This is a genomic window from Rhizobium sp. PP-CC-3G-465, assembly GCF_004343445.1.
GTDB classification, from domain to species: Bacteria; Pseudomonadota; Alphaproteobacteria; order Rhizobiales; family Rhizobiaceae; genus Ferranicluibacter; species Ferranicluibacter rubi.
The window spans coordinates 1,428,137-1,453,189 of sequence record NZ_SLYH01000001.1 but is presented as its reverse complement, the minus strand read 5'-3'; the positions used below and the strand labels follow the sequence as shown (position 1 = coordinate 1,453,189).

Below are 25,053 nucleotides of genomic sequence, written 5' to 3'. Positions count from 1 at the left end.
CGGGTCAGCGCGCCTCCCGGTCGGAATTGCCGAAACGCAGCAGGCGAATCCGGCCTGTCAGGTCGGTGAACTTCTCCTGGAGGGTCCGGGGAATGACAAGCCGCTTGTTGCTTGCGAGCTGGCGAATGCACAGGAACGTCGTGATGGCGGGAATGACGTACATCAGCGGCACGAAGAACTGTTCTTCCTCCGCCCCGTTCGCTGCATAGAAGGTCATCCAGCGGAAGAGCAGCATCAAAAGCAGGGCGGTCGCCGTCGGGTGCAGGCGGGCTTCGCGGTGCGAGCGCGCGTCGCTGCTGACGACGAGGCCGATAAGCGCGAAGATGATCGGGAACGTCCACTCCGTCAGCCGACGGTGCAGCTCGGCGACATAGGTCTGCGGACGGCGCTGGTAGTTGCTGTCTTCCGGGTCGGGGTGGAGGAGGGTGAAGAGATCCTGGTCCTGGGCGCGCAGGGTTGCAGCGCCCACCTTGCGGGTCATCTCGGTCAGGTCGAAGGCGTAGCTGTCGAACTTGATGATGGAGACGCCTCCGTCCGGCAGCTTCCGGTGGACTTCGCCGTCCTTCATCACCAGGGCCGAGCTCTTCTCGTCCACCGCACCCTCGCGGGCATAATAGACGAACTCGACGTTCGGATCGCGCGAATCGCCGACGAAGATGCCGGTGAGAACGCCACCGCCGCGCCGGCCGCCGATCTGGATGTAGAGGCCGTCGGCGATCTTGCGGAATGTGTTCTCCTGCACGACCGAAGAGAGAAGGTCGGCATTGGCGCTCGCGATCATCTGGCGGACTTCCTGGCGCACCACCGGCTCCAGAAAATTGTCCACGGTGAAGGACACCGCACTGACGGCAAGGGCCAGGCCGAGAATCGGTCGCAGGATGATCCCGCGGCTGCCACCTGCCGATTCGATCACCGTCAGTTCCGAATCGTTGTTCATCGTCGCCAAGGCCTGCGTGATGCCGATGGCGAGCGCGAACGGCAGAACGAGCGGGATGACGGTTGGCAGAATGAGCGTCGCAAGCTGCACGAAGGCACCGATCGACTGACCGGTATCGGTCACCAGATTGATGCGCTGCAGCGCCTGCGTCGTCCAGATGATGCCGAGAACCGGCAGCAGTGCCGACAGGAACATCTGGACGACACGTCGGAGAATATAGCTTTGGAGAATGGTCATCTCAGCCTGTTCCGGGCGCATGCGGGCGCGGACGGAACCGTCCGGCGGGCTGCTCTGGCGCACGAGCGCTGTTGGGCTTTGATCATCATCGGTATCGCAGTAGCCAAGTTACTGAGGGCCCGCAACGCTCAGGCTGTCATCGACGCCTAGATTTTCCCATTTGGTGTCTTTTTGGTGACGCATCGTTCCGATGGCACGACCGAGGTCGAATGCTAATTTTCCGACCCGGGACGAGGAGAGGAGCGAATGGCCCGCGGGTTTTGCTTGGCCTTTGCGTCCCGTCACGCTACGTCGGTAACGAAGACGCGATGAACGGTTGACGACGTCGTGCCTGTGGAAAAACATGCTTTAAAGACGGTGCCCGGCCAAGCGTCTGGGCGGCGGAAGGATCGGAGCGAAAATGGCCGGAATGTTCGAGATTGTCTTCAAGGCGCAGCGCAAGAAGACGGAAGGCACGGTCCTGTGCCTGGTGGCTGCCGAGCACGAGGCGGCGGGGGCGGCGACGGTCGATCCCTCAGGCGTCATCGCCCGCGCGACCAAGGCCGGAAAGTTCAAGGCGCGCGCCCTCTCGACGCTCGACATTCTCGCGCCGGAAGGCTCGCCTGCCGACCGCATCTTCCTCCTCGGCCTCGGCGATCCCAAGGCGCAGACGGCGCATGACTGGCTGAAGGCCGGGGGAACCGCAGCGGCGAAGCTGCGCGGCGCAGGCGACGCCACGGTGTTCTTGGACGCGCCCGGCGTCGAGATCACGCCGCGCGCGGCCGCCGATTTCGCACTCGGCATGGAGCTGAACGCTTACCGCTTCGACAGCTACAAGACCAAGAAGAAGCCGGATGAGGAGCCGACGCCGCAGCGCACGAAGGTGACGATCATCACCGCGATCGCCGACGAGGCCAAGAAGGGACTGGCGCTGTCGGAAGCCGTCTCCGAAGGCGTGTTCATCGCCCGCGACCTCGTCAACGAGCCGCCGAACGTGCTCGGTCCTATCGAATTTGCCGCCAAGGCCAAGGCGCTCGAGGACCTCGGCGTCGAGGTCGAGATCCTCGGCGAGAGCGAGATGAAGGACTTGGGCATGGGCGCGCTTCTGAGCGTCGCGCAAGGCTCCGCGCGTCCGCCGCGCCTCGTGGTGATGCGCTGGAACGGCGGCGCGAAGAAGGACAAGCCCGTCGCCTTCATCGGCAAGGGCGTCGTGTTCGATTCGGGCGGCATCTCGATCAAGCCCGGTGCCGGCATGGAGGACATGAAGGGCGACATGGGCGGAGCCGCTGCCGTGACCGGTCTCATGCACGTGCTCGCGGCGCGCAAGGCCAAGGCCAACGTCGTCGGCATCATCGGCCTCGTGGAAAACATGCCGGATGGCAATGCCTATCGTCCGGGCGATATCGTCACCTCCATGTCGGGGCAGACGATCGAGATCATCAACACCGATGCCGAAGGCCGCCTCGTGCTCTGCGATGCGCTCTGGTACTGCAACGAGCGTTTCCAGCCGCGCTTCATGATCAACCTCGCCACGCTGACCGGCGCGATCCTCGTGGCGCTCGGCGGCCACCAGGCCGGCCTGTTCTGCAACGACGACACGCTCGCCGGCGAGATCACGCAGGCGGGTCTCGTGACGCAGGAGCGCGTCTGGCGCATGCCGCTCGGTCCGGAATACGACAAGATGATAGACAGCAAGTTCGCCGATATGAAGAACACCGGCGGCCGGCACGCCGGCTCGATCACTGCGGCGCAGTTCCTCAAGCGCTTCGTCAAGGACACGCCCTGGGCGCATCTCGACATCGCCGGCACGGCCATGGGCTCGCCGAACGACGAGATCAACCAGTCCTGGGCGTCTGGCTACGGCGTCCGCCTGCTGAACGAACTCGTGCGCGCCCGCTACGAGAGCTGAGGCGATCTTTGAAAGGCATGGGCCCGACGTGACGGACATCCTGTTCTATCACCTGACCCAATCGAAGCTGGAGGATGCCCTGCCGCCGCTGGTCGACAAGAGTGTCGAACGCGGCTGGCGGGTCGTCGTCCAGACGGCCGACGAGGAACGGCGCGACAGGCTGGACGATCACCTCTGGACCTGGCGGGAGGACAGTTTTCTCCCGCACGCCACCGATGACGGCCCGCACGCGGCGGTGGCGCCCGAAAACCAGCCGGTGCTGCTGACCACGGGCGCCGGCAACGCCAACAACGCGACCGTCCGTTTTCTCGTGGACGGTGCCGTGCCTCCCGATCTGGCATCTTACGACCGCGTCGTCTTCATGTTCGATGGCTACGACCAGACGCAGCTCGAAGGTGCACGCGCCCAGTGGAAGCGGCTGAAGGGGGAGGGCCACGCGCTGACCTACTGGCAGCAGAGCAGTGAGGGGCGATGGGAGAAGAAGGCATGACGGGCGGTGGTGACGGGGAGACTGGACCGCCGCCGCTGAAGGCCCGCACCCGCCCGACGGGCGTGACCGCAATCGTCGGCCGCGCGGGCTTTCCGCATCTGACCAGCGTCACAGGCGGCACGCTCGACATCGTCACCGGCGCCTCGCAGCCGGGCTTCAACCCCATCGATCTCCTCTATGCCTCACTCTCTGCCTGCCTCGTGCTCAGCGCCCGCATCGCCGCCAGCCGCATGGATATCCTCGCCGGGATTACCGACATTCAGGCAGATGTCACGGGCGAGAAAACCAAGGACGAACCGAGCAGAATCATCCGCTTCGACATCGTGTTTACCTTTACGGGCGATCTGGATGTAGACACGCGCCGGCATCTGGCGGAGGCGGCGGAAGAGATCTGCACCGTCAGCAACACGCTGAAAGGTGATGCGCTGTTCGACATTCGAGTCGCGGACTGAGCGGCAAGGCTTTGTCGGGACTTCCGGCGTCTTCCGCGTGGACTTATCCGCATCTCCCCATCACCGACACGAAAACGGGCCGCTTTCGCGGCCCGCTCCATATTTATCTCCGCGCGAAACCTTAGCGACGGATATAGAGGTTGTCGTCGTCGCGCTGGCGACCGCCGAGGGCTGCACCGATGCCGGCGCAGATGGCGCCAATAAGAAGCGATACGGCGCCGATAAGGGCGGTGGTGGCGCTGGCCTTGCGGGCCGTCTCTGCGGCATCGGCCGCTGCAGTTTTCGCGTCTTCGATGCTCTTCAGCACGCTATCGACACGGCTGTTGGCGTCCGCTTCCGACAGGCCGGTGCGGGCTGCGATCAGCTGCGACAGGTACGTCCGGTCGCCTTCCGGGATGGTGCCGGTCGTCGCGCCGTTCATCAGGATGCGCGAGACCTCGGAGGTCGCATCCGTGCCGTTCGGGCCTGCCTGCGCGGTGCGCGGATCGGCCGGGCGCAGCAGCGTATCGACGAAGTAGGACGTCGCATTGCCGGCGCTGTCGGAGGTGGCCGCAGCGCCTGCCGTTGTGGCGACAGCCGTTCCGGTCAGCGAAGCCGCAGCCTGAACGCCGGTGCCGATGGTCGAGGAGACGACGGAGCCGAGCAGGCCTGCAGCGACCAGCGTTGCGATTGCCCAGGCAAGAATGCCGTGCGCGGTGTCGCGGAAGAACGCTTCGTCATTATGAATGCCGCTCCACTTCGTCCGCAGGCGACCAGTCATGTAGCCGCCGAAGGCCGAGGATAGCCACTGCACGATGACGAGCCAGACGGCAGCCGAGACTGCAAACGTGGTGACCGACGGGCCATCGCCGCCGAAGGGTGATGCAAGGCTTAGTCCGAGGCCGGAACCGAGAAGGGTGAGAAGCAGGGTCAGCGCCGATGCAGCGACGGCGCCCGCAAAAATGGCGCCCCAGCTGACGGCGGATTTTGCGGATTCGGCCGAGGACACGGAGGCCGCCGCCGCGGGAATGGCGGCGGAGAGGGGCTTTGCCATCCGAGTCTCCTAGCGCACGAACAGCATGATCAGGATGATGATCGGGATCGGAATCCCCAGCAGCCAGAGCAAAATTCCGCGTCCCATGATGTCTCTCCTTGTATGTCCGGACGCAGTGTCCGGCTTTGACCACCGTCAACGAGGCGAAGAGAGAAAAGTTCCGCGAGATTAGGCGAGAAGGCTGAGCCTTCCGCCTGAAATGAAACGCTTTTTTAGCCGGATGAGAAAGGTGCGGCCGAATCAGGCCTGCGTGCCGCCGACGGTCATGTCGTTCATGCGCAGGTGCGGCTGGCCGACGCCCACGGGCACCCACTGTCCGCCCTTGCCGCAATTGCCCATGCCGGTGTCGAGCTGCATATCATTGCCGATCATGGTGATGCGCTTCATGGCGTCCGGGCCGTTGCCGATCAGCATGGCGCCCTTCACCGGCGCGCCGACCTTGCCGTTCTCGATGAGATAGGCCTCGGTGCAGCCGAAAACGAACTTGCCGGAGGTGATGTCCACCTGGCCGCCGCCGAACGACACGGCATAGATGCCTCGTTTGACCGATGCGATGATTTCTTCCGGCGTCTTGTCGCCGGCCAGCATATAGGTGTTGGTCATGCGCGGCATCGGCACGTGAGAGTAGGATTCGCGCCGTCCGTTGCCGGTGGCCTTCATGCCCATCAGGCGGGCGTTCTGCCGGTCCTGCATGTAGCCGACCAGCTTTCCGTCCTCGATCAGCACGTTGTAGGCCGACGGCGTGCCTTCGTCGTCCACGGTCAGCGATCCCCGGCGGGATTCGATCGTGCCGTCGTCCACAACCGTCACGCCCTTCGCCGCCACCTGCTCGCCGATCAGGCCAGTAAAGGCGGAGGTCTTCTTGCGGTTGAAGTCGCCCTCGAGCCCATGGCCGACGGCCTCGTGCAGCATCACGCCCGGCCATCCCGACGACAGCACCACATCCATGGTGCCGGCCGGTGTGTCGATCGCCTCAAGATTGACGAGCGCCTGCCGCAGCGCCTCGTCGGCCCCGTGGCGCCAGGTTTCACCAGTGATCAGATCGCCGAAGCCGCGCCGCCCGCCGAAGCCGTAGGAGCCGCTTTCCTGTTTGTCACCGTCGCCGACGACGACGGAAACATTGACCCGCGTCATCGGCCGGATGTCCTGCACATGCTCGCCATCGGCGCGCAGGATATCGACCACCTGCCAGCTGGCGGCAATGGACGCCGTGACCTGCCGGACCTTCGGATCCTTCGCCCTGACATAGGCGTCGATCTCCGACAGCAATGCCACCTTCGCCTCGAAGCTCGGCTCGCCGATCGGATTTTCGTCGCCATAAAGCTTGCGGTTGGTCTTCTGGGGGGCCGCCGCATAGGTGCCGGCATAGCCGCGCGTCACGGCGGAAACCGCATCCGACGCGCGCTTCAGCGCCGCGAGCGACAGATCGCCGGAATGGGCGTAACCGACCGCTTCACCCGCCACGGCCCGCAGGCCAAAACCCTGGTCCGTATTGAAGCTGCCGCCCTTCAGGCGGCCATTGTCGAAGGACAGCGATTCCGACTGAATGTGTTCCATGAACAACTCGCCGTCGTCGGCGCCCTGCAGCGTCTCGGCAAGAATGCGCCGCACCGCCGCCTCGTCGCCGTCGAACAGGGTGATGAGGTCGGTGTTCATGTCTGGCACTCCGTCAGAAAGGTGAAGCCGCTATGTAGGCACGCGCCGGGGGAGGGGCAAGGCATCTTTGGGGTGCGCGCATTTGGTCAAAGAGGAAAACCCTCTCTGGCCTGCCGGCCATCTCCCCCACAAGGGGGGAGAAGACTAGGGGCTGGCCGCTCGCCTCTTTAAGAGACGTTTGAGGGAGACGCTGCGCGCGATCCGCGAGTCCTCTCCCCCTTTGTGGGGGAGATGCCCGGCAGGGCAGAGAGGGCCTTTCTCTCTTACGTCTTCACAAACCTACGAAATCCTCACGGCAGCGCGTCATACCCCTCGCCAAATCCCTTGAGATCGACGGGAATGCCAATGCCCTCTTCCGGCGACTGAAACACGATGAAGGTTGCCGTCGCGCCCGAGCGGAAGGTCTTCAGAAGCTCCTCCTCTAGCACCACTTCGGCATAGCAGCCGTCGGAGAAGCAGCGCACGAAGTAAGCCCGGCCGATATCCTTGCCGTCGACGTTCAGCCCGAGGCCGTTCGGCAGCAGCACGCCGAGCGGCGCGAGAACGCGCAGGATCTTTGCCTTGCGGTCCGCGGTCTTCAGCACCACCACCGACAGGCCGACTTCCGGCCGGTCCTCGGCGATCACGTTCTGCATCAGTGCGCATTGTTCGGCCGAAGCGCCGGCCGGCTGGTCGCAGACGATGGACCACGCGCCATGATTGGACTTCACAGTGCCGGGGGCAGCGGGCGTCTGCTGCTGTGCGACAGCCGCGACGGGCAGAAGCGCCAGAGGCACTGCCAGGGCCAGAGCCGCGGCGGCTCCGATGATCGACGGGCGTAGAAACAGGGACAGGCCCATGAAAACCTCAAAATACCGAATCAGTCCGGCTATTCTTGAAGAGCCGGCCCGGAAATGAAAACCCCTGGAGGGGCGCGTGACGTCTCGTGCCGTCCGTCTTCTCCGGTATCCCGTCGAAGGCCGAACCCGTTCCATCGAAGACCAAAGACACATGTCAAAGGCAGGCGACGTTCTATCGAAGGGTGGTGTGGCGGAAATACGACCCGGATTTCCGGCCTTTCTCCGCTCACATCACGTCTGCGGCATCATCTATCCCGCGGACATGCACCCTGTCCACCTCCGCGCGAAATGCTGCCCGACGCTGGCGCGAAATGCCGCATGGAGACGGTGTGCGCCATGGTGGCGGCAACCGTCGTTCTGTGACATTCTGTAAGCGAGGAGCAGGCCGTTTGCCGGGACGCATGGACAGATGTTGCGGCACTGGTCAAACTGTGGTTTGAAGCGCTGTAGAGGGCGGAGATTGTTCGATCCGGCGAAAGCGGGATGGAGAGGGGAATTACGAATGGTGAGAAACAAGGCTTTTGCGGGTCTCGCGGCATGTGTGACGGCGGCAAGCTGTCTGCTTTCCGCGGGCACGGCGCTCGCGGACAAGCCCGTCAACTGGCAGACCAATTTCCAGGCAGCCGCAACCGGCATCATGGAAGAGGTCACCTGGTTCGAGCATTACACGCTGTGGTTCATCATTCCGATCACCCTGTTCGTGCTGGCGCTGCTGGTCGTCGTGGTCGTCAAGTTCCGCGAAAAGGTGAACCCGGTTCCCTCGCGCACCAGCCACAACACGGCCATCGAGATCGCCTGGACCGTCGGTCCCGTCGTGATCCTCCTGTTCCTGGCCATTCCTTCGTTCCAGCTTCTGACCGCGCAGCTGACCCCGCCCGCCAATCCGGATCTCACCCTTAAGGCTACGGGCAACCAGTGGTACTGGTCCTACGAGTATGAAGTCGGCGAAAGCCCGCTCTCCTTCGACAGCCTGCTGATGAAGGAAGAGGACCGGGCATCCCTCGGCAAGGAAGACAAGAATGCCTATCCGCGCCTGCTGGCCGTCGACAACGAGGTCGTCGTGCCCGTCGGCAAGACGGTGCGCGTGCTTGTGACCGCCGCCGACGTCATCCACGCCTTCGCCATGCCGGCCTTCGGCGTCAAGATCGATGCCGTGCCCGGCCGTCTCAACGAGACCTGGTTCAAGGCTGACCGCGAAGGCCTCTACTACGGCCAGTGTTCCGAGCTCTGCGGCAAGGATCATGCCTATATGCCGATCGCCATCCGCGTCGTCAGCCAGCAGCAGTACGACACCTGGCTGACCGCCGCTGCCGCCAATGTCGGCGATGCCAACAAGGCCCTCATGGCCTCCGTCGATGCGGTGAAGACGACCGACGTCGCCACCGCCGCAGCACAGTAATTCGGGGAGCTTGAGAACAATGGCCGGAACAACCGCGCACACCGATCACCTTCACGATCATTCCAACGGGCACGATCATTCGCGCGACCACGCGCATGACGATCACGCCCACAAGCCGCTGACCTTCTTCCAGCGCTGGTTCCTGTCCACCAACCACAAGGATATCGGCACGCTCTACCTGATCTTCGCGATCTTCGCGGGCATCATCGGCGGCACGCTATCGGTCTTCATGCGCGCCGAGCTGCAAGAGCCGGGCATCCAGATCTTCCACGGCTTGGCGTCCATGGTCTACGGCTTTGAGGGCGATGCCGCCATCGACGGCGGCAAGCATATGTACAACGTGTTCACGACCGCGCATGCGCTGATCATGATCTTCTTCATGGTCATGCCGGCGATGATCGGCGGGTTCGCCAACTGGATGGTGCCGATCATGATCGGCGCGCCGGACATGGCCTTCCCGCGCATGAACAACATCTCCTTCTGGCTGATCATCCCGGCCTTCCTGCTCGTGCTCCTCTCCATGTTCGTGGAAGGTCCGGCCGGCGGCTTCGGTGCGGGCGGGGGCTGGACGATCTATCCGCCGTTCTCGACATCCGGACAACCGGGGCCGGCGATGGATCTCGTGATCCTCGGCCTGCATATCGCCGGTGCGTCCTCGATCCTCGGCGCCATCAACTTCATCACCACCATCCTCAACATGCGCGCACCCGGCATGACGCTGCACAAGATGCCGCTGTTTGCCTGGTCGGTGCTGATCACCGCCTTCCTGTTGCTCCTGTCGCTGCCGGTTCTGGCCGGCGGCATCACCATGCTGCTGACGGACCGCAACTTTGGCACGTCCTTCTTCGCGCCGGAAGGCGGCGGCGACCCGATCCTGTTCCAGCACCTGTTCTGGTTCTTCGGCCACCCGGAAGTCTACATCCTGATTCTGCCCGGCTTCGGCATCATCAGCCACATTGTCTCGACCTTCTCGCGCAAGCCGATCTTCGGCTATCTCGGCATGGCCTATGCCATGGTGGCGATCGGCGCCGTCGGCTTCATCGTCTGGGCGCACCATATGTATACGGTCGGCATGTCGCTCGACACGCAGCGCTACTTCGTGTTCGCCACCATGGTCATCGCCATTCCCACGGGCGTGAAGATCTTCTCCTGGATCGCGACGATGTGGGGCGGTTCCATCCGCTTCGCCACGCCGATGGTCTGGGCGATCGGCTTCATCTTCCTTTTCACGGTCGGCGGCGTCACAGGCGTCCAGCTTGCCAATGCCGGTCTCGACCGTGCCCTGCACGACACCTACTACGTCGTCGCCCACTTCCATTACGTCCTGTCGCTGGGCGCCGTCTTCGCCATCTTCGCCGGCTGGTACTACTGGTTCCCGAAGATGAGCGGCTATATGTACAATGAGTTCATCGGCAAGCTTCACTTCTGGGTCATGTTCATCGGCGTCAACTTGGTGTTCTTCCCGCAGCATTTCCTCGGCCTCGCCGGCATGCCGCGCCGCTACATCGACTATCCCGATGCGTTCGCTGGCTGGAACTTCGTCTCCTCGATCGGCTCCTACATCTCGGCCGTCGGCGTGCTGATTTTCCTCTTCGGCGTCTGGGAGGCCTTCTCCAAGAAGCGCGTCGCGGGTGACAATCCGTGGGGCGAGGGCGCCAACACCCTCGAATGGCAGCTCTCGTCGCCGCCGCCCTTCCACCAGTGGGAGCAGCTGCCCCGCATTCGGTAAGGTTTTGGGGGAGGGGTCGCAGCTTGCCCCTCATCCGCCTGCCGGCACTTTCTCCCCGCGCGCGGGGAGAAGGGACATGTGGCACCGCTCGTGCTATATCGACCAATCGGGACGCATCCCAAATCTTGGGGCACGTCCCCTCTCCCCGCAGGCGGGGAGAGGGCTAGGGTAAGGGGCAGCCACAACCCGCAGCCTTGCTTGGGGCAGGGCCAACAGCCCCACCCGAAACCGCTTGAAGAAAGACAACCGGAATGACCGTCATCGACACCACCGGAAACCTCAACGACGGCGATATCCGCCTGTCGGAGGCCTCGGCGCGCGATTACTGGGCGCTCCTGAAGCCCCGCGTCATGTCGCTCGTGGTGTTCACGGCCTTTGCCGGCATGGTGCTGGCGCCCGGCGAGATCAACCCTTTCATCGGCTTTGTCGCCATCCTCTGCATTGCAGTGGGTGCCGGCGCGTCCGGCGCGCTGAACATGTGGTACGATGCTGATATCGATGCGGTGATGAAGCGCACGGCGACGCGGCCCATTCCCGCCGGTCGCATCACCGGCCAGGAAGCGCTCGGCTTCGGGCTGACACTGTCGGCCTTCTCGGTCTGCATCCTCGGCCTCGTGGTCGGCTGGTTCGCTGCCGGCTTCCTTGCCTTCACGATCTTCTTCTACGCCGTCGTCTATACTATGTGGCTGAAGCGGGCGACGCCGCAGAACATCGTCATCGGCGGTGCGGCCGGCGCCTTTCCGCCCATGATCGGCTGGGCCTGCGTCACCGGCGGCGTCTCCATCGAAAGCATCGTTCTCTTCCTCATCATCTTCCTCTGGACCCCGGCCCACTTCTGGGCACTGGCGCTGTTCAAGATGGGCGAATACGGCGCTGTCGGCGTGCCTATGCTGCCGAACGTCAAGGGCATTCCCACGACGAAGGTGCAGATCCTCATCTATGCCGTGCTGACGGCGGTTGCCGGCATCTGTCCGACGCTGCTCGGCTTTGCGAGTGTCGGCTACGGCATCGTCGCGCTGGCGCTCGGCCTCGGCTTCGTCTGGTATTCCATCAAGGTGCAGTCCATGTCCGAGACGGACGAGAAGATGCTGCCTGCCAAGAAGCTCTTCGCTTTCTCGCTGGTTTATCTCTTCGCGATCTTTTCGGCGCTGCTGGCCGATCGCGCGGTGCTGGCGCTGCTCTCCGCCTTCGGAAAGGGCTTCTGATGGATCTCATTACGCTCACGCCGGCCCAGAAGCGCGCCCGCCGCGGCCGCAATATCGCGCTCGGCCTCGTGCTCTTCGGCTTGGTGGCCCTGTTCTACGTCGTCACGCTCGTCAAATTTTCCAACGGCCTCACGCAGTAGGAGACGGACGGCCATGGTATCGCATCCGGCACGACCCCAAGCACCGTCTGAACGCCGCAACGGCGTGATCGTCGGCGCCTGCGTCGCCTTTGTCGTCGGTATGGTCGGCATGGCCTATGCCGCCGTGCCGCTCTACGACATGTTCTGCAAGGTCACGGGCTACAACGGCACGACGAAGCGCGTCGAGCAGGCCTCCGACACGATCCTCGACAAGACCATTCGCGTTACCTTCGATGCCAACACCTCCGGCGATCTGCCCTGGCGCTTCACGCCGGTCGTGCGCGAGATCTCGCCGAAGATCGGCGAGACGGTGCAGGTCGAATTCAAGGCGAAGAACATGGCGGATGTTCCGACCACCGGGCAGGCCGTCTTCAACGTCACGCCCATGCAGGGCGGTGCCTATTTCAACAAAGTCCAGTGCTTCTGCTTTACGGAGACGACGCTGCAGCCGGGCGAGGAACTGGAGATGCCCGTCGTCTTCTTCGTCGATCCGGAGATTGTGAAAGCGGCTGAAACGAAAGACATCGGCACGCTCACTTTGTCCTACACCTTCTATGCGCGCCAGCCATCAAAGCCGGTTGCCGCACTGAAGCCCAGGGATGGCACCGTGCCGGACAGAAAACTTTAACGCGCCGTACCGGCAGGGCCGGCTAGGCGTGAACGACATCAGGAGACCGATCGCACGCTTGTAATCTCGCGGGCGTTCGGGAAGAGTGGGACGGCAAGACCGGACCGCTTCAGGCGAGGGGACGACGGGGAGAACGACATGGCCGACACGCATCAGAAGAACCACGACTATCACATCATCGATCCCAGCCCCTGGCCGCTGCTCGCCTCTATCGGCGCCTTCGTCATGGCCTTCGGCGGCGTCGCCTATATGCGCTATCTCTCGGGCGGTTCGTTCAAGATGTTCGGGCTGGAATGGGCCAATCCGTGGATCCTCTTCATCGGCCTCGCGATCGTGCTCTACACCATGTATGCTTGGTGGGCCGATACGGTGAAGGAGGCCCATGAGGGCCACCACACCCGCGTCGTCTCGCTGCACCTTCGCTACGGCATGATCATGTTCATCGCGTCGGAAGTGATGTTCTTCGTCGCCTGGTTCTGGGCCTATTTCGACGCCAGCCTGTTCCCCGGCGAGGCCATTCAGGCCACCCGCACCGCCTTCACCGGCGGCCAGTGGCCGCCGAAGGGCATCGAGGTTCTCGACCCCTGGCACCTGCCGCTCTACAACACCGTCATCCTGCTGCTCTCGGGCACCACCGTCACCTGGGCGCACCACGCGCTGCTCCACGGCGACCGCAAGGGCCTCACCAACGGCCTCGCGCTCACCGTCGTCCTCGGCGTCCTCTTCTCCTTCGTGCAGGGGTTCGAGTATGCCCACGCCCCCTTCGCCTTCAAGGATTCGATCTACGGCGCCACTTTCTTCATGGCGACCGGCTTCCACGGCTTCCACGTCCTCGTGGGCACCATCTTCCTTGCCATCTGCCTGATCCGGGCGCTGAAGGGCGACTTCACCCCCCAGCAGCACTTCGGCTTCGAAGCTGCCGCCTGGTACTGGCATTTCGTCGACGTCGTCTGGCTGTTCCTCTTCTTCTCCATCTACATCTGGGGCGGCTGGGGCGCACCGCTCGCCGGCTGATCGCTCGCGAGACAACGGACGGACGCTTCGGCGTCCGTCCTCTGCTGACACGGTCATTCAAGGGATTGGCAGTGCCGGTAGAGGTGCTTTGGAGCTTGAGCCTTTAAGGACTAATCGCGGCTGACCTCAGTCCCCGCGCGATGTTCGGCATCGCAACCCGTACAGCCCATTTTGTCCTTTTGCGTCCGAGCGGTGTCGATACCGTGCGGTATCCACTTCTTGCCGTCTGCGAGCAGGCACATCTGTGCCAGCCACCCCAAAACATCGAGATGGCTGGTCTCTGACCTGGCGGACCTCAGGGCACGCTCTTCGGTATCATATGCGGAATCACAAACCGGTATTTGTCGGTCCAGCCGGCCGAACGTCCAACACCATCAATCTCAGTCGTAAAACGCCTCGACCGTCTTCCGGCTGCCAAGCATGAAGATGTCGGCGATATGGCGCAGCGGGGCGACGTCAACCTCGGAGCGACCGGCACGAACGAGGTCGTGGAAGCGGGCATAGAGCGTCGGATATTCCGTCTCCTGCTCGTCGGCGCGCATCACGCCATCCACAGAGAGCCGCGCGCCGCCATTTCCGAGAATCATCGTTCCCGCATCGGTCTCCACGATGATGTCCCAGCGGTCGTCGCTCGACTGGCGGCGCCAGTCCATGTCGGCGGTCACCCGAATGCCGGACGCGCTCTGGAAGTCGATCTGGGCGGCAATCGGCGCATCGCGATTCTCGGGAATTTCGAGCGTCGAGCGGGTGACGAAGACCGGCATGGGCAGAATATGCGTCATGATCGACAGGGCGTTGATGCCGGGATCGAACACGCCGAGGCCGCCTGCTTCCCAGATCCAGTCCTGGTTCGGATGCCAGCGTCGCACGTCCTCGTTCCAGATGATATCGACGCGGCGAATGGTTTTGTCGGCAAGAAACGCCCGTGCGGGCTCGACCGCGGGTCCGAATCGCGAGTGCCAGCTGGTGAACAGCGTGACGTTCTTTTGCTGAGCCAGTGCCTCGAGGATGGCGACCTCGCTTAGCGTCGCACCCGGCGGCTTTTCGAGGAAGACGTGCTTGCCGGCTTCCAGCGCCTTGTAGGCAGCATCGAACCGAACGCGTGGCGGCATGCAGAGCGAGACCGCCTCGATCTCCGGCATGGCGGCCAGCATGTCCTCGATGGCGGTGAAGTTCTCGACGCCATCGACGCTGCCGTGCCGGCTTGCGGCCGCGACCAGCCGGTATCCGGGATTGTTGTGAATGGATGGCAGATGCTGATCGCGCGCGATCTTGCCAACGCCGACGACAGCAATAGAGATGGGGTTCATGGTGTTCCGCCAGATTGTATGACTTATGTCCGGCTTTGTACCAGAAAGGCCGGAGCGGGCAAGGCGGTCCGGCCTTGCAATGATGACGGCCCGAAAGAACGAACCAAGGAAATTGCATGTCCCCGACGATACGCAACGCCACCCGCGCGGAAATCGAAGAGATCATCGAATGGGCCGCACGCGAGGGCTGGAATCCCGGTCTCGACGATGCGAGCGCCTTCTACGCTGCCGACAGCCAAGGCTTCTGGGTGGCGGAGGAGGGCGGCGCGCTTGCGGCGGCGATTTCCGTCGTCCGCTTCGGGCCGGATTACGCCTTTCTCGGCTTCTACATGGCGCATCCGGATTTTCGCGGCCAAGGCCTCGGCTATGCCCTGTGGCAGGCGGCGCTGGCCGCGCAAGGCACGCGCATCATTGGTCTCGACGGCGTCGTCGCCCAGCAGGCGAGCTACCAGCGTTCCAGCTTCGCCTATGCGCACGCGAACATGCGTTACGGTGGCATGCCGCAGGTGACGCCGCCGCCCGGCACCGATCTCGTCGAGGTCGCCCCCGTTCATCTGCCGCTGCTCATCGACTACGACGCTCGCTTTTCGCCAGCGCGACGCGATGCCTTCCTCGGGCAATGGCTGAAGACCCAACCGACCCGGCAGAGCATCGCGCTCCTGCGCGGCACAGAGGTGCAGGGCTACGGCACGATTCGCACCTGCCGCGAGGGCCAGAAGATCGGGCCGCTGTTCGCCGATACGGAAACCGGTGCCGACCTTCTCTTCCGCAAGCTGGTCGCGACCGGCCTTGAGATGGGCGGCGACGGACAGATTTTCCTCGATATCCCCGAACCGAACGGCGCCGCCAAGGCGCTCTGCGACCGCTACAATCTGAAACCGGTGTTCGAGACCGCCCGCATGTATCGCGGCGATGTTCCCGACCTGCCGCTTTCCCGCATCTTCGGGATCACCACTTTCGAATTGGGTTAGGCGAGCCGGGATAGGCCCGCATCATTCCGTTGCGGCAGGCTTCATGATCGTCTGCCGCAGGAAGCTGTAGCCCGTGGCGATTCGGGCAGCGGAGGCCGCCGTGTCGCCTTCGCCGCCATGGCCACCGGATGTGAATTCGTGGAACAGCGGATCGTGCCCCAACTCCCGCAGTTGCGCGGCAAAGCGGCGGGCATGCGAGGGATGCACCCGGTCGTCATTGCTGGAGCTTTCGATGTAGATCGGCGGGTAGGTGACCTCCGTTGCGGGACGCACGGCCTGCAGCGGCGAATAGGCCAGCATCGTCTCCCGGTCCTGCGCATTGTCGGGATCGCCGTACTCGTCCATCCACGCCCGCCCGGCGGGGAAAGTGTGGAAGCGCAGCATGTCGAGCACCGGCACCTGGCACCAGACGGCGCCGAAAAGGTCTGGATAGCGTGTCAGCATTACCCCGGTCAGAAGCCCGCCATTGCTGCCGCCATTGCAGGCGATGTGCTGCGGCTTTGTGTAGCCGCGTGCGACGAGATCGCGGGCGATCGCGGCGAAATCGGCAAAGGCCCGGTGCCGCCCCTCGCGCTTCGCCGCTTTGTGCCACGCGGCACCGAACTCGCCGCCGCCGCGGATATAGGCCTGCACATAGGCGCCGCCCTGTTCCAGCCAGCGTCCGGTGACGCCGGAATAATAGGGCTGCAACGGCACTTCGAAGCCGCCATAGCCGTAGAGGAGCACGGGCAGGGTACCCATGTCGAAGGTCGCAGGCAGCACCAGTCGATAGGGCACCGCCGTCCCGTCCTCCGACGTCGCTTCGAGCAGCAGGCTCGACATGCCGCTTGCGTCGAAATAGGCGGGCGAGGCGGCAACGGGCTGCAGCGCCAGCGGCGTTGTCCGGTCGGAGAGATCCAGCCGGTAGAGGGTCGGCGGCTGAAGGAAGCCCTGTCCGGAAACGATCAGCGTGTCATCGCCGAGATGCAGGTCGGAATAGAGCGGGTGGTAGGACAGGGTCTCCACCCCGTCGGGCAGGGCCAGCTCGAACGGCTCCGCACCCTCGACGGTAAGGTCGAGGAGAAACAGGTGCGGCGTCATGGTGTCGGCGACGGTGAAGACGCACCAGTCCCTCAACAGCATGAAGTCCGTGCAGAACCGGCGACCGGTGGGCGTGAACAGCACGCGGGCCGGGGCCTGCGGCTGGTCGCTGCCGAGCCGTACGGGAAGCTCCTGCAGGACCAGCGAACCGCTCGGAACACGCTCGTCCGTCTTTGCCCGCCACAGGCAGAAGCGATGATTGGTGCCCGCGTCACTCTCCCTGGGGATATCGAGCGGCACGGGCGTCCCGCCGTTCTTCGATACGACATGGCTGGCCGTCCCGATCGTGTGGACCGCCGTGAAGATCGACAGCCTTTCGTCGCCGGAAAGGCGATCGCCTTGGGAAAGACGGGCCATTTCGGGGCCGTAAACCGTCCCGTAGCCGGTCACGTCGGTGTCCTCTGCGGCAAAAACGAGTGCTGCCTCCGCAACGTCCTGCCCGCGCGCCACGCGCCGTCCGACCCGTGGCCAGCTGGATTGCGTGGCCGATTCCCGGTCGATCGAGCCGAAATACAGGATGTGGTCGAGGCTTTCCCAAGTGGCGTGCGAACGCGCGAGCGGCGTCGAGAAGCCGCCTTCCACGAAGGCGAGGCTCTCGCAGTCGAACTCCCGGAAGATCCGCAGATCCGATCCGCCGTCCGACAGCGACACCAAAACACGCGACGGATCCCACGGACAGGTGACGGCACCGCGCCAGATCCATGTCCGGCCTTCGGCCGCGTTATAGGCGTCGAGATCGAACATCGTCTCCCACGCCGCCTCCGGCACCGGTGCTTGGGTTGCCGGCAGCCTCTGCCACACGCCCATCGGGTTTCCAGCGGTCTTGCGGAAGGTGTTCAGCCAGTCGCCGCGCCGGGAAAAATGGATCAGCCGGTCGTCGCGCTCCATCATCGCCTTGAAGGCTGCGGCGTCCGCCGCGAAGGCTTCGGTCTTCAGTGCGGTGTCCGAAAGCGCATTCTCGCGTGCCACGAAGTCGAGCGTGCGGGCATCGTCGTCGGTCTCGAGGTAAAGGTGCATGGGGCGTCTGCCTTTCCGTTGAAGCCGGTCGAGGGATAATACGGTTTCCGATTGATCAGACCGAAAGCTGCATTCCGTCCATTGAAAATCTGGCTTCCGGCCAGAGATTTCCGATGGTTCTTGTTTCCGGTTCGCGGAACGCGATCAGCCGGAAACCATGAAGAGAGAGGAGGCGGACCGTCAGCCGGCCATCGCCTCCTCGTATTGCGCGGACAGCTCCAGCCACTGCTCTTCGGCGGTGCCCAGTTTCGCCGCCGTCTCGCCGCGCTGCTTCACCTTCTCGGCGGCCTTCGCGGGGAATTTCTCGTAGAGCACGGGGTCCGCAAGCTCTGCATCAAGGGCCTGAATCTGCTTCTCAAGCTTTGCCGTCAAGGATTCGATATCGTTGATCTTCTTGCGCAGCGGCGCAAGGACGGCGCGCTTTTCCGCGTTCGCCTTGCGTTGCTCCGCCTTCGACGTCGCGTCCTCGATTACCTCAGGCTTTTCGTCTTTTTTTTTACCCGAGGAGACGATCAGGCTGCGATACTCCTCCATATCGCCGTCGAAGTTCGAAACCGTGCCGTTGTTGACGAGCCACAGGCGATCCACTGTCGCCTCGATCAGGTGACGATCGTGCGAGATCAGGATCACGGCGCCGTCGTAATCGTTCAGCGCCTCGATCAGCGCGCGCCGGCTGTCGATGTCGAGATGGTTGGTGGGTTCGTCGAGGATCAGCAGGTTCGGGTGGTGGAAGGCCGCGAGACCCATCAGCAGGCGCGCCTTCTCGCCGCCGGAGAGATCCTTGGCCGCCGTCGACATCTTCTCGGTCGCAAGCCCCATCTGCGCCACGCGGGCGCGGACCTTGGCTTCGGGAACGCCCGGCATCAGGCGGCGGACATGCTCCACCGGCGAATCGGCCGGCACGAGGTCGTCCATCTGGTGCTGCGCGAAGAAGCCGATCTTCAGGTTCGGCGCCAGCTTGATCTCGCCGCCATCCGCATCCAGCCGCCCGGAGACGAACTTCGCGAAGGTGGACTTGCCGTTGCCGTTCGAGCCGAGCAGCGCGATGCGGTCGTCATTGTCGATCCGCAGCGTGATGTTCTTCAGGATCGGCTGGCCGGGGGTATAGCCGACGGAGGCATTCTGGAGCTGGATGATCGGCGAGGCCGGCTGCTTCTCGGGAACCGGGAAGGTGATCGGCTGCACATGGTCCTCGATCACCGAGGCGACCGTGCCCATGCGCTCCAGCGCCTTGACACGGCTCTGTGCCTGCCGGGCCTTGGAGGCTTTGGCCTTGAAGCGGTCGATGAAGGTTTGCAGGTGCTTGCGCGCCGCGTCGTTCTTCACCTTGGCCTTCGTCTGCAACTCCATCGCCTCGGCGCGCTGGCGCTCGAACTGATCGTAGGAACCGCGATAGAAGGTCAGCTTCTGCTGGTCGAGATGGATGATGGCGTTGACGGCGGTGTTCAGCAGGTCGCGGTCGTGGCTGATGATGATGACGGTGTGCGGGTAGCGGCGGATGTAATCCTCCAGCCACAGCGTGCCCTCAAGGTCGAGATAGTTGGTCGGCTCGTCGAGCAGCAGCAGGTCGGGCTCGGAGAAGAGAACAGCGGCCAGCGCCACGCGCATGCGCCAGCCGCCGGAAAAGGACGAGGCCGGGCGCAGCTGCGCGTCGTGGTCGAAGCCGAGGCCGGCGAGGATCGAGGCCGCGCGCGCTTCGGCGGAATGGGCCTGGATGTCGGCAAGCCGCATCTGGATGTCGGCGATCCGGTTCGGGTCGGTGGCTGTCTCGGCTTCCGACAGCAGCGCCTCGCGCTCCTTGTCGGCCTTCAGCACGATCTCGATCAGCGGCTCTTCCGTGCCCGGCGCTTCCTGCGCCACCTGGCCCATCCGCGAATTCTTGGGGATGGAGACGAAACCGCTCTCGCTCTCCATCTGCCCGGTCAGGATGCGAAAGAGCGTCGATTTGCCCGCGCCATTGCGCCCCACGAGGCCAGCCTTCGTGCCCTCGGGAAGCGAGATGTTGGCGTGGTCGATCAGGAGGCGTCCGGCGATGCGGGCCGAGAGATTGGATATCGTAATCATGCCGGCGTTTTGGCCGATGTGGGGCCGGAAGGCAAGAGAAGCCGCAGGACTCCCGTTATGCCTTTACGCCCTTTGCAGCCCGGCGATCTGCGCGCACATCATCGGCGTGCAGCGCAGGATGCCCTGCCGACCGTCCGCCCGCACCACGGTCAGCGCCATTTCGGCGTGATGCATCAGATCCTGCGGCCCGTTGACGGTGGCCGTCGTCGCGATGCCGGCGGAGAGCGACAGCGCCTCGGTGGTGAATTCGCGGCTGGCGAGGCGGATCTGGAGAGACTGCACGGCATCGCGGATGCGGGTCGCGATGGCTTGGGCATTCTGCTCGCTGACATCGTTCAGCAGGAAGGCGAAGGCGTCGTAGCCGATGCGTGCCACGACATCGCTCTTCTTCACCGACTTGCGGAAGATCGCGGCACATTTCTTCACGGCCTTCTCGCCGGTCTCCGGCCCATGCTGCTCGGTGAGCATCTTCAGCCGTTCCACGATCACCAGAACCAGCGCAGCCGGTTTCGTCGTCACGTCGGCCTCGTCGAACAGGCCCGCGATCTTCAGCGAAAGGGCCGTGCCGTTCGGAAGCCCCGTCAGGGCGTCGCGCAGCACCGCCCGCTGGTCCGCCGCGATCCGCCCTTGCGCATCACCGAGCGCTGCAACCGTGGTTTCCAGCGTCTCCGCCAGCCGCTTCTCACGCTTGCGCAGTTGGGTCAGCGTCTGGCGCAGGGCGCGAGCCTCCTCGGCAAAGTCCGACATCGACATGACAGGGTCCGCATCGAGCCTCTGCAGGAAGGCATCGAGCGTGTCGAAGGCCTCGGCTTTGGGCCGGCTTTCCTCCGAGATCGCCGTCGTCATGGTCTGGATTGCTTCCATGGCCGCCTGCTGGGCCTGCCCAAGCGCCTGACCCATATGCCCCGGCAGCTTGCGCCGGAGGCCGATCGCGTCGAGCGCCTTTTGCGAAGGGGAGGCCCCGAGCGCTGCAAGATCGCGGCTGAGGCCCGAGGGTCCGCTGGAGAACGCCTCGTAGAACAGCTCGTAATTGCGCGGCAATGGCTGCACGCCGAGATGCGCAATGGCCTGCGCCACACGCTGCACCACGCCATGGGCCTGTTCCGCGACATGCCAGTCGATTCTGACGGCCGTGCCGCTTCGGCTGATCTGTTCTCTCGTTGCCACGTGTCTACCCATTCCTGCGCACCGCATTCGCCGGTCGTTTCCGGCACTATATCCCGATAAGCTTACGTAAACTTCAAGGCCTCCCCTGTCAGCACTCTTCTCGCCCCCCTGACGTCGAAGTGAGCAGAGAAGGTTTTCCCGACATGACCTTTTGGGGGCCTGCCGGCAAAAACACACCCGCCTTTTCTCTCTCGTGAAAACCGGAAAACCTGCGATAGCTTCGCAAGCCGCTGCCAGGATGCGAATCGGTTGCGGCAACGTTGGCGCTCGGATGAGACGAGCGTCGAACCACAGGAAACGGAACGTCAGTCATGAGCGTCCTGCGCAACCAGCTTCTTCCCTGGATCAAGGTCCTTGCCTGCCAGGCGCTCGTCCTCGTCGCTGTCCTCTTTCTGTCGCGCTGGATCACGCCGGGCACGCTTCCCGTCCTGCTCGGGCAGGGGGCTGCGGCCGCGGGCCTTGGGTTCCTCCTGCGCATGCCGCGCATCTGGCTCGTCGTGCAGTTCCTGCTGCCGGTCGCGGTGGTCTATGGCGATGCCGTGCCCGCCTGGGCCTATCTCGTGGCCTTCGTGCTCTGCGCGCTGGTCTACTGGAACAGCGCCTCCGAGCAGGTGCCGCTCTACCTCACCAACCGACGAACCTGGCAGGCGCTCGCCGATCTCGTGGCCGCTTCGGGGGCAAAGAGCGTTGTCGATCTCGGCAGCGGCATGGGGGGCGTCGTCACCTTCCTCGCCCGCGCCCACCCCGGCGTCGACGTCAGTGGGTTGGAAACGGCACCTTTGGTCGTGGCCGCCTCGAAGCTCCGCATCGCCCTCAGCCGCCTTCCCAATGCCCGCATCGTCTATCGCAGCCTGTGGGAGGCGGAGCTCGGCACTTACGACGTGGTCTACTGCTTCCTCTCGCCGGTGCCCATGGCCCGTCTCTTCGAAAAGGCGCGGCGTGAAATGCGCCCGGGCACGCTCTTCGTCAGCAACAGCTTCACCGTCCCCGGCCGCGCCGCCGATCGCATCCTCGACGTCGATGACGGCCGCCGCACCCAGTTGCACATTTACACGCTCTGACGCCTCAGGCGGCGCGGCTTCGCAGGAAATACACCAGATCCAGCACCACGCTCGGCTGCCCCAGGCTGGTCAGGATCATGTGGCACTGGCCACGATGATGGGTCTGGTGGTTGAAGAGGTGGGCGAGGCAGGGGCTGAGCGCCTGGGTGATAGGCTCGGGAATGCTGATCGGCGTGTAGGTGAAGACGCCGGCAAGGTCGTCCGAGCCGAGGCTGTCGATCCACGTCGCAAGCCGCCGGTCCTCCACCACCCGCGCGGCCCTCAGCGCCTCAAAGTCTTCGAAGAGGACCGCATCGAGCGTGGTGGGTGCCTCGCCCTTGCCCGTAAAGCGCTTCATCCAGATCCGGTCGGTGGCAAGCAGGTGGTTCAGCGTTCCGTGCAGGGAGCCGAAGGCGGCGCCGGTCTGCCTGCGGCGTCCCTCCTCACCGAGCACCTCGGCTGCGGCATAGATGCGGTCGTTGGCCCAGCTGTTATAGGCGGCGAACATACGAAAATGGTCGATCATGGCGACTCCGGCGCGTCGGAAAACCTAGCCTATCCCGCCAAGGGTTCAACAAGCGTGATGCCATCCATGAAATTTGCTGATTTGCTTTCGCCCTTCGTCCGCGCTCACAGTGCGATGATATACACCCTTGCGGAGACCTGCGATGACGAGAACGCTTTACGGCCTGTGTGGCGAAGATCGGGAGAGGCCCTTTTCACCGCATGTCTGGAAGGTCGTAATGGCGCTTGCCCACAAAGGGCTCGACTGCCGCTTCGTGCCGCTGGGCTTTACCGAAATTCCAAAGGTCGAAGCCGGCGCGACGAAGATGGTGCCGTATCTCATCGATGGCGAGCAGGCCGTCGTTGACAGCTTCGCCATCGCCCGGCATCTGGACGCGACCTATCCGGACCGGCCCACGCTGTTTGCCGGGGAGGGCGGCCAGGCGACGGCACGGTTCGTGGAGGCTTTCTCGCAAACGGTGCTGCATCCGGCCATCGTCCGCATCATTCTCGTCGATATCCACGATCGCCTCGCGCCCGAGGATCGTGCCTATTTCCGCAAGAGCCGCGAGGCCGCGTTCGGAAAGACGCTGGAAGAGGTCGTTGCCGCAGCGCCCGCGGAGCGCGCGGCCTTTGCCGACAAGCTTTTGCCGCTGCGCTACATGCTGAAGAAGCAGCCGTTCATCGGCGGCGAGACGCCGCTGTTTGCGGACTACATCGTCTTCGGCGCGCTGCAATGGGCCCGCATCATGTCGCCGCAAACGCTGCTCGAGCCAGGCGATGCCGTCTCCGAATGGTTCGAGCGTTGCCTCGATCTCCACGACGGTCTTGGCCGTGGCATATCGCCGGCCAGTATCGCCGAAGCCGCCTGAAACAGGGCTCGATCTTCGCCGCGCCGTTTTCGAAATAAGGCCGCGCAGCGCCATTCCCCTTGTCTTGCACGCGGCGGCTCGCTAAGGAACCGTCCAAACGAACGCAACTCCTAGGGATTTGACACCATGGCGATTGAACGCACCTTTTCGATGATCAAGCCGGACGCAACGAAGCGCAACCTGACCGGCGCGATCACCAAGATGATCGAAGACGCCGGCCTGCGCGTCATCGCCTCCAAGCGCGTCTGGATGAGCCAGCGCGAAGCCGAAGGCTTCTACGCCGTTCACAAGGAACGCCCCTTCTTCGGCGAACTGGTCGAAGGCATGACGTCCGGGCCCACGATCGTTCAGGTTCTGGAAGGCGAGAACGCCATCCTGAAGAACCGCGAAATCATGGGTGCGACCAACCCTGCCAACGCCGACGAAGGCACGATCCGCAAGACGCATGCTCTGTCGATCGGCGAAAACTCCGTCCACGGCTCCGACGCCCCGGAAACCGCTGCCGAAGAAATCGCATACTGGTTCTCGGCCACCGAAATCGTCGGCTGATACCGGTCTAAATATCTGGAATGACAAAAGGCCGAGGCAGGAATGCCTCGGCCTTTTGCGTTGTGGTTATCGGCGGCAAACGACGGTGCCGATCTGTCAGGGGGTAGGTGGCGACGTTGCCTCGGGTGCCGTTCCTGGGTTCTTCGTCGAGATCACGTGGGGGATGCCACGGTCGGTAATGTCGATGACGTTGATCGCATAGACTTCCCTGAGGAACAGGTAGAGGAAGGCAAGCGAAAGCGTGAGAATGACGATGCCGATGACGGCGGACGTGATGTGGATCTTGGTCGGCTCAAGGACGATCGTCGTCACACCCAATGGCGAGGCCGCGCCTGGGTCGGGAGCCTGTGCAGGGGGATCGGCAGCCTCTGGGGCAACGACACCCTGCGTGACCGTGCCGGTAGCAGCGGCAGCATTCCCTGCAATCAGCCGGCGCGAGACGATCATTTCATAACCTGCAAACAAGACGCCGGATACCGAGACGAGAACGACCACACCCAGCAGAACATTGGCAGCAAGGAGCTGCCAGGCGAAAACGGCCTGTTGGTGCAGCCGCAACTTGTTGCCGTTGTCGTTGACCGAGATCAAGCCTTCGTAATAGCTCGCCAGCGCCCGTGTGCTTGCATCGTTGATCTTGGACCTGTCGGTATCCGAGAGGCTGCGCAACGTGCGGAGTTGCTGGGAGAGATCGGCAATGACCTGATCTTTTTCCTCCGACAGCGTCTGCAGCGCCGCAAGGTCCCCTTGCGGTTGTGGCGACTGGGCGCGACCGGGCAGGGTGTTGAGCAGGAGACCGGCGATCACGACGAGGAGCAGGGCGAGACAGCGCATG

The 25,053-nt window shown here is 63.8% G+C and carries 23 protein-coding genes; 13 read left to right on the top strand and 10 right to left on the bottom strand.

All coding sequences use genetic code 11. The annotated features are described in order from the left end of the window. Positions 1–4 precede the first annotated feature (4 nt). Positions 5–1,174, bottom strand: coding sequence for an LPS export ABC transporter permease LptF (gene lptF, locus C8J33_RS06800; RefSeq protein WP_110800071.1), 1,170 nt, complete (start codon positions 1,172–1,174; stop codon positions 5–7). 400 nt (positions 1,175–1,574) lie between these two features. Here lptF and C8J33_RS06795 point away from each other — a divergent pair, with 400 nt between their 5' ends. Genes C8J33_RS06795 through C8J33_RS06785 form a run of 3 tightly spaced genes read left to right on the top strand, consistent with a single transcriptional unit; the run spans position 1,575 to position 4,004 of the window. After that, positions 1,575–3,062, top strand: coding sequence for a leucyl aminopeptidase (locus C8J33_RS06795; protein WP_110799647.1), 1,488 nt, complete (start codon positions 1,575–1,577; stop codon positions 3,060–3,062). A gap of 28 nt (positions 3,063–3,090) precedes the next feature. Then, positions 3,091–3,552, top strand: a complete 462-nt coding sequence (locus C8J33_RS06790; RefSeq protein ID WP_132663527.1) for a DNA polymerase III subunit chi — start codon at positions 3,091–3,093, stop codon at positions 3,550–3,552. After that, complete coding sequence (locus C8J33_RS06785) at positions 3,549–4,004, top strand: OsmC family protein (RefSeq protein ID WP_132663526.1); 456 nt, start codon at positions 3,549–3,551, stop codon at positions 4,002–4,004. The genes C8J33_RS06790 and C8J33_RS06785 overlap by 4 nt, the downstream gene beginning before the upstream one ends. Positions 4,005–4,125: 121 nt before the next feature. Here C8J33_RS06785 and C8J33_RS06780 read toward each other — a convergent pair whose 3' ends face one another. From C8J33_RS06780 to C8J33_RS06770, 3 genes are all read right to left on the bottom strand, one after another. Then, entirely contained in the window at positions 4,126–5,037 is a 912-nt protein-coding gene (locus C8J33_RS06780; protein ID WP_132663525.1) for a hypothetical protein, read from the bottom strand. 240 nt (positions 5,038–5,277) lie between these two features. Continuing rightward, positions 5,278–6,693, bottom strand: coding sequence for a metalloprotease TldD (gene tldD / locus C8J33_RS06775; RefSeq protein WP_132663524.1), 1,416 nt, complete (start codon positions 6,691–6,693; stop codon positions 5,278–5,280). 290 nt (positions 6,694–6,983) lie between these two features. After that, entirely contained in the window at positions 6,984–7,532 is a 549-nt protein-coding gene (locus tag C8J33_RS06770; RefSeq protein WP_110732616.1) for an invasion associated locus B family protein, read from the bottom strand. A gap of 505 nt (positions 7,533–8,037) precedes the next feature. Here C8J33_RS06770 and coxB point away from each other — a divergent pair. The 6 genes from coxB to C8J33_RS06745 all read left to right on the top strand — a co-directional run bounded on the left by coxB (position 8,038) and on the right by C8J33_RS06745 (position 13,647). Then, positions 8,038–8,931 (top strand): cytochrome c oxidase subunit II, encoded by an 894-nt coding sequence (gene coxB / locus C8J33_RS06765; RefSeq protein WP_132447225.1) that lies wholly within the window; start codon positions 8,038–8,040, stop codon positions 8,929–8,931. A 19-nt stretch (positions 8,932–8,950) separates the two neighbouring features. Continuing rightward, positions 8,951–10,660, top strand: a complete 1,710-nt coding sequence (gene ctaD / locus C8J33_RS06760; protein ID WP_132446871.1) for a cytochrome c oxidase subunit I — start codon at positions 8,951–8,953, stop codon at positions 10,658–10,660. A 251-nt stretch (positions 10,661–10,911) separates the two neighbouring features. Beyond that, positions 10,912–11,865, top strand: coding sequence for a heme o synthase (locus tag C8J33_RS06755; protein ID WP_132663523.1), 954 nt, complete (start codon positions 10,912–10,914; stop codon positions 11,863–11,865). Next, a complete protein-coding gene (locus C8J33_RS26980; protein ID WP_165929747.1) occupies positions 11,865–12,005 on the top strand; it encodes a hypothetical protein in 141 nt (46 codons plus the stop codon). Before C8J33_RS06755 ends, C8J33_RS26980 begins: the two co-directional genes overlap by 1 nt. Positions 12,006–12,018: 13 nt before the next feature. After that, positions 12,019–12,633 (top strand): cytochrome c oxidase assembly protein, encoded by a 615-nt coding sequence (locus C8J33_RS06750; RefSeq protein WP_132663522.1) that lies wholly within the window; start codon positions 12,019–12,021, stop codon positions 12,631–12,633. Positions 12,634–12,771: 138 nt separating this feature from the next. Continuing rightward, positions 12,772–13,647, top strand: a complete 876-nt coding sequence (locus tag C8J33_RS06745) for a cytochrome c oxidase subunit 3 (protein ID WP_132663521.1) — start codon at positions 12,772–12,774, stop codon at positions 13,645–13,647. Positions 13,648–14,027: 380 nt separating this feature from the next. Here the strand turns inward: C8J33_RS06745 and C8J33_RS06740 are convergent, their stop codons facing one another. Then, positions 14,028–14,957, bottom strand: coding sequence for a Gfo/Idh/MocA family protein (locus tag C8J33_RS06740; protein WP_132663520.1), 930 nt, complete (start codon positions 14,955–14,957; stop codon positions 14,028–14,030). A 116-nt stretch (positions 14,958–15,073) separates the two neighbouring features. Here C8J33_RS06740 and C8J33_RS06735 point away from each other — a divergent pair, with 116 nt between their 5' ends. Then, entirely contained in the window at positions 15,074–15,928 is an 855-nt protein-coding gene (locus C8J33_RS06735) for a GNAT family N-acetyltransferase (RefSeq protein ID WP_132663519.1), read from the top strand. Positions 15,929–15,949: 21 nt separating this feature from the next. On the opposite strand, the gene C8J33_RS06730 is transcribed toward C8J33_RS06735, so the two are convergent. The 3 genes from C8J33_RS06730 to C8J33_RS06720 all read right to left on the bottom strand — a co-directional run bounded on the left by C8J33_RS06730 (position 15,950) and on the right by C8J33_RS06720 (position 21,256). Next, positions 15,950–18,025 carry a prolyl oligopeptidase family serine peptidase gene (locus C8J33_RS06730; RefSeq protein WP_132663518.1) on the bottom strand — a complete coding sequence of 692 codons (2,076 nt, stop codon included), beginning with the start codon at positions 18,023–18,025 and terminating at the stop codon, positions 15,950–15,952. Between the two features lie 180 nt (positions 18,026–18,205). After that, complete coding sequence (locus C8J33_RS06725) at positions 18,206–20,089, bottom strand: ABC-F family ATP-binding cassette domain-containing protein (RefSeq protein WP_132663517.1); 1,884 nt, start codon at positions 20,087–20,089, stop codon at positions 18,206–18,208. Positions 20,090–20,152: 63 nt separating this feature from the next. Further along, complete coding sequence (locus tag C8J33_RS06720) at positions 20,153–21,256, bottom strand: GGDEF domain-containing protein (RefSeq protein ID WP_165929746.1); 1,104 nt, start codon at positions 21,254–21,256, stop codon at positions 20,153–20,155. A 311-nt stretch (positions 21,257–21,567) separates the two neighbouring features. On the opposite strand from C8J33_RS06720, the gene C8J33_RS06715 reads away from it, so the two are divergent. Then, complete coding sequence (locus C8J33_RS06715) at positions 21,568–22,317, top strand: class I SAM-dependent methyltransferase (RefSeq protein WP_132663515.1); 750 nt, start codon at positions 21,568–21,570, stop codon at positions 22,315–22,317. A 4-nt stretch (positions 22,318–22,321) separates the two neighbouring features. Here the strand turns inward: C8J33_RS06715 and C8J33_RS06710 are convergent, their stop codons facing one another. Then, positions 22,322–22,822 carry a DinB family protein gene (locus C8J33_RS06710; RefSeq protein ID WP_132663514.1) on the bottom strand — a complete coding sequence of 167 codons (501 nt, stop codon included), beginning with the start codon at positions 22,820–22,822 and terminating at the stop codon, positions 22,322–22,324. Positions 22,823–22,964: 142 nt separating this feature from the next. On the opposite strand from C8J33_RS06710, the gene C8J33_RS06705 reads away from it, so the two are divergent. Continuing rightward, entirely contained in the window at positions 22,965–23,672 is a 708-nt protein-coding gene (locus C8J33_RS06705; protein ID WP_132663513.1) for a glutathione S-transferase family protein, read from the top strand. Positions 23,673–23,798: 126 nt separating this feature from the next. After that, positions 23,799–24,221, top strand: coding sequence for a nucleoside-diphosphate kinase (ndk, locus tag C8J33_RS06700; protein WP_110799630.1), 423 nt, complete (start codon positions 23,799–23,801; stop codon positions 24,219–24,221). A 96-nt stretch (positions 24,222–24,317) separates the two neighbouring features. Here the strand turns inward: ndk and C8J33_RS06695 are convergent, their stop codons facing one another. Beyond that, positions 24,318–25,052, bottom strand: a complete 735-nt coding sequence (locus tag C8J33_RS06695) for a hypothetical protein (RefSeq protein WP_132663512.1) — start codon at positions 25,050–25,052, stop codon at positions 24,318–24,320. Position 25,053: the final 1 nt, after the last annotated feature.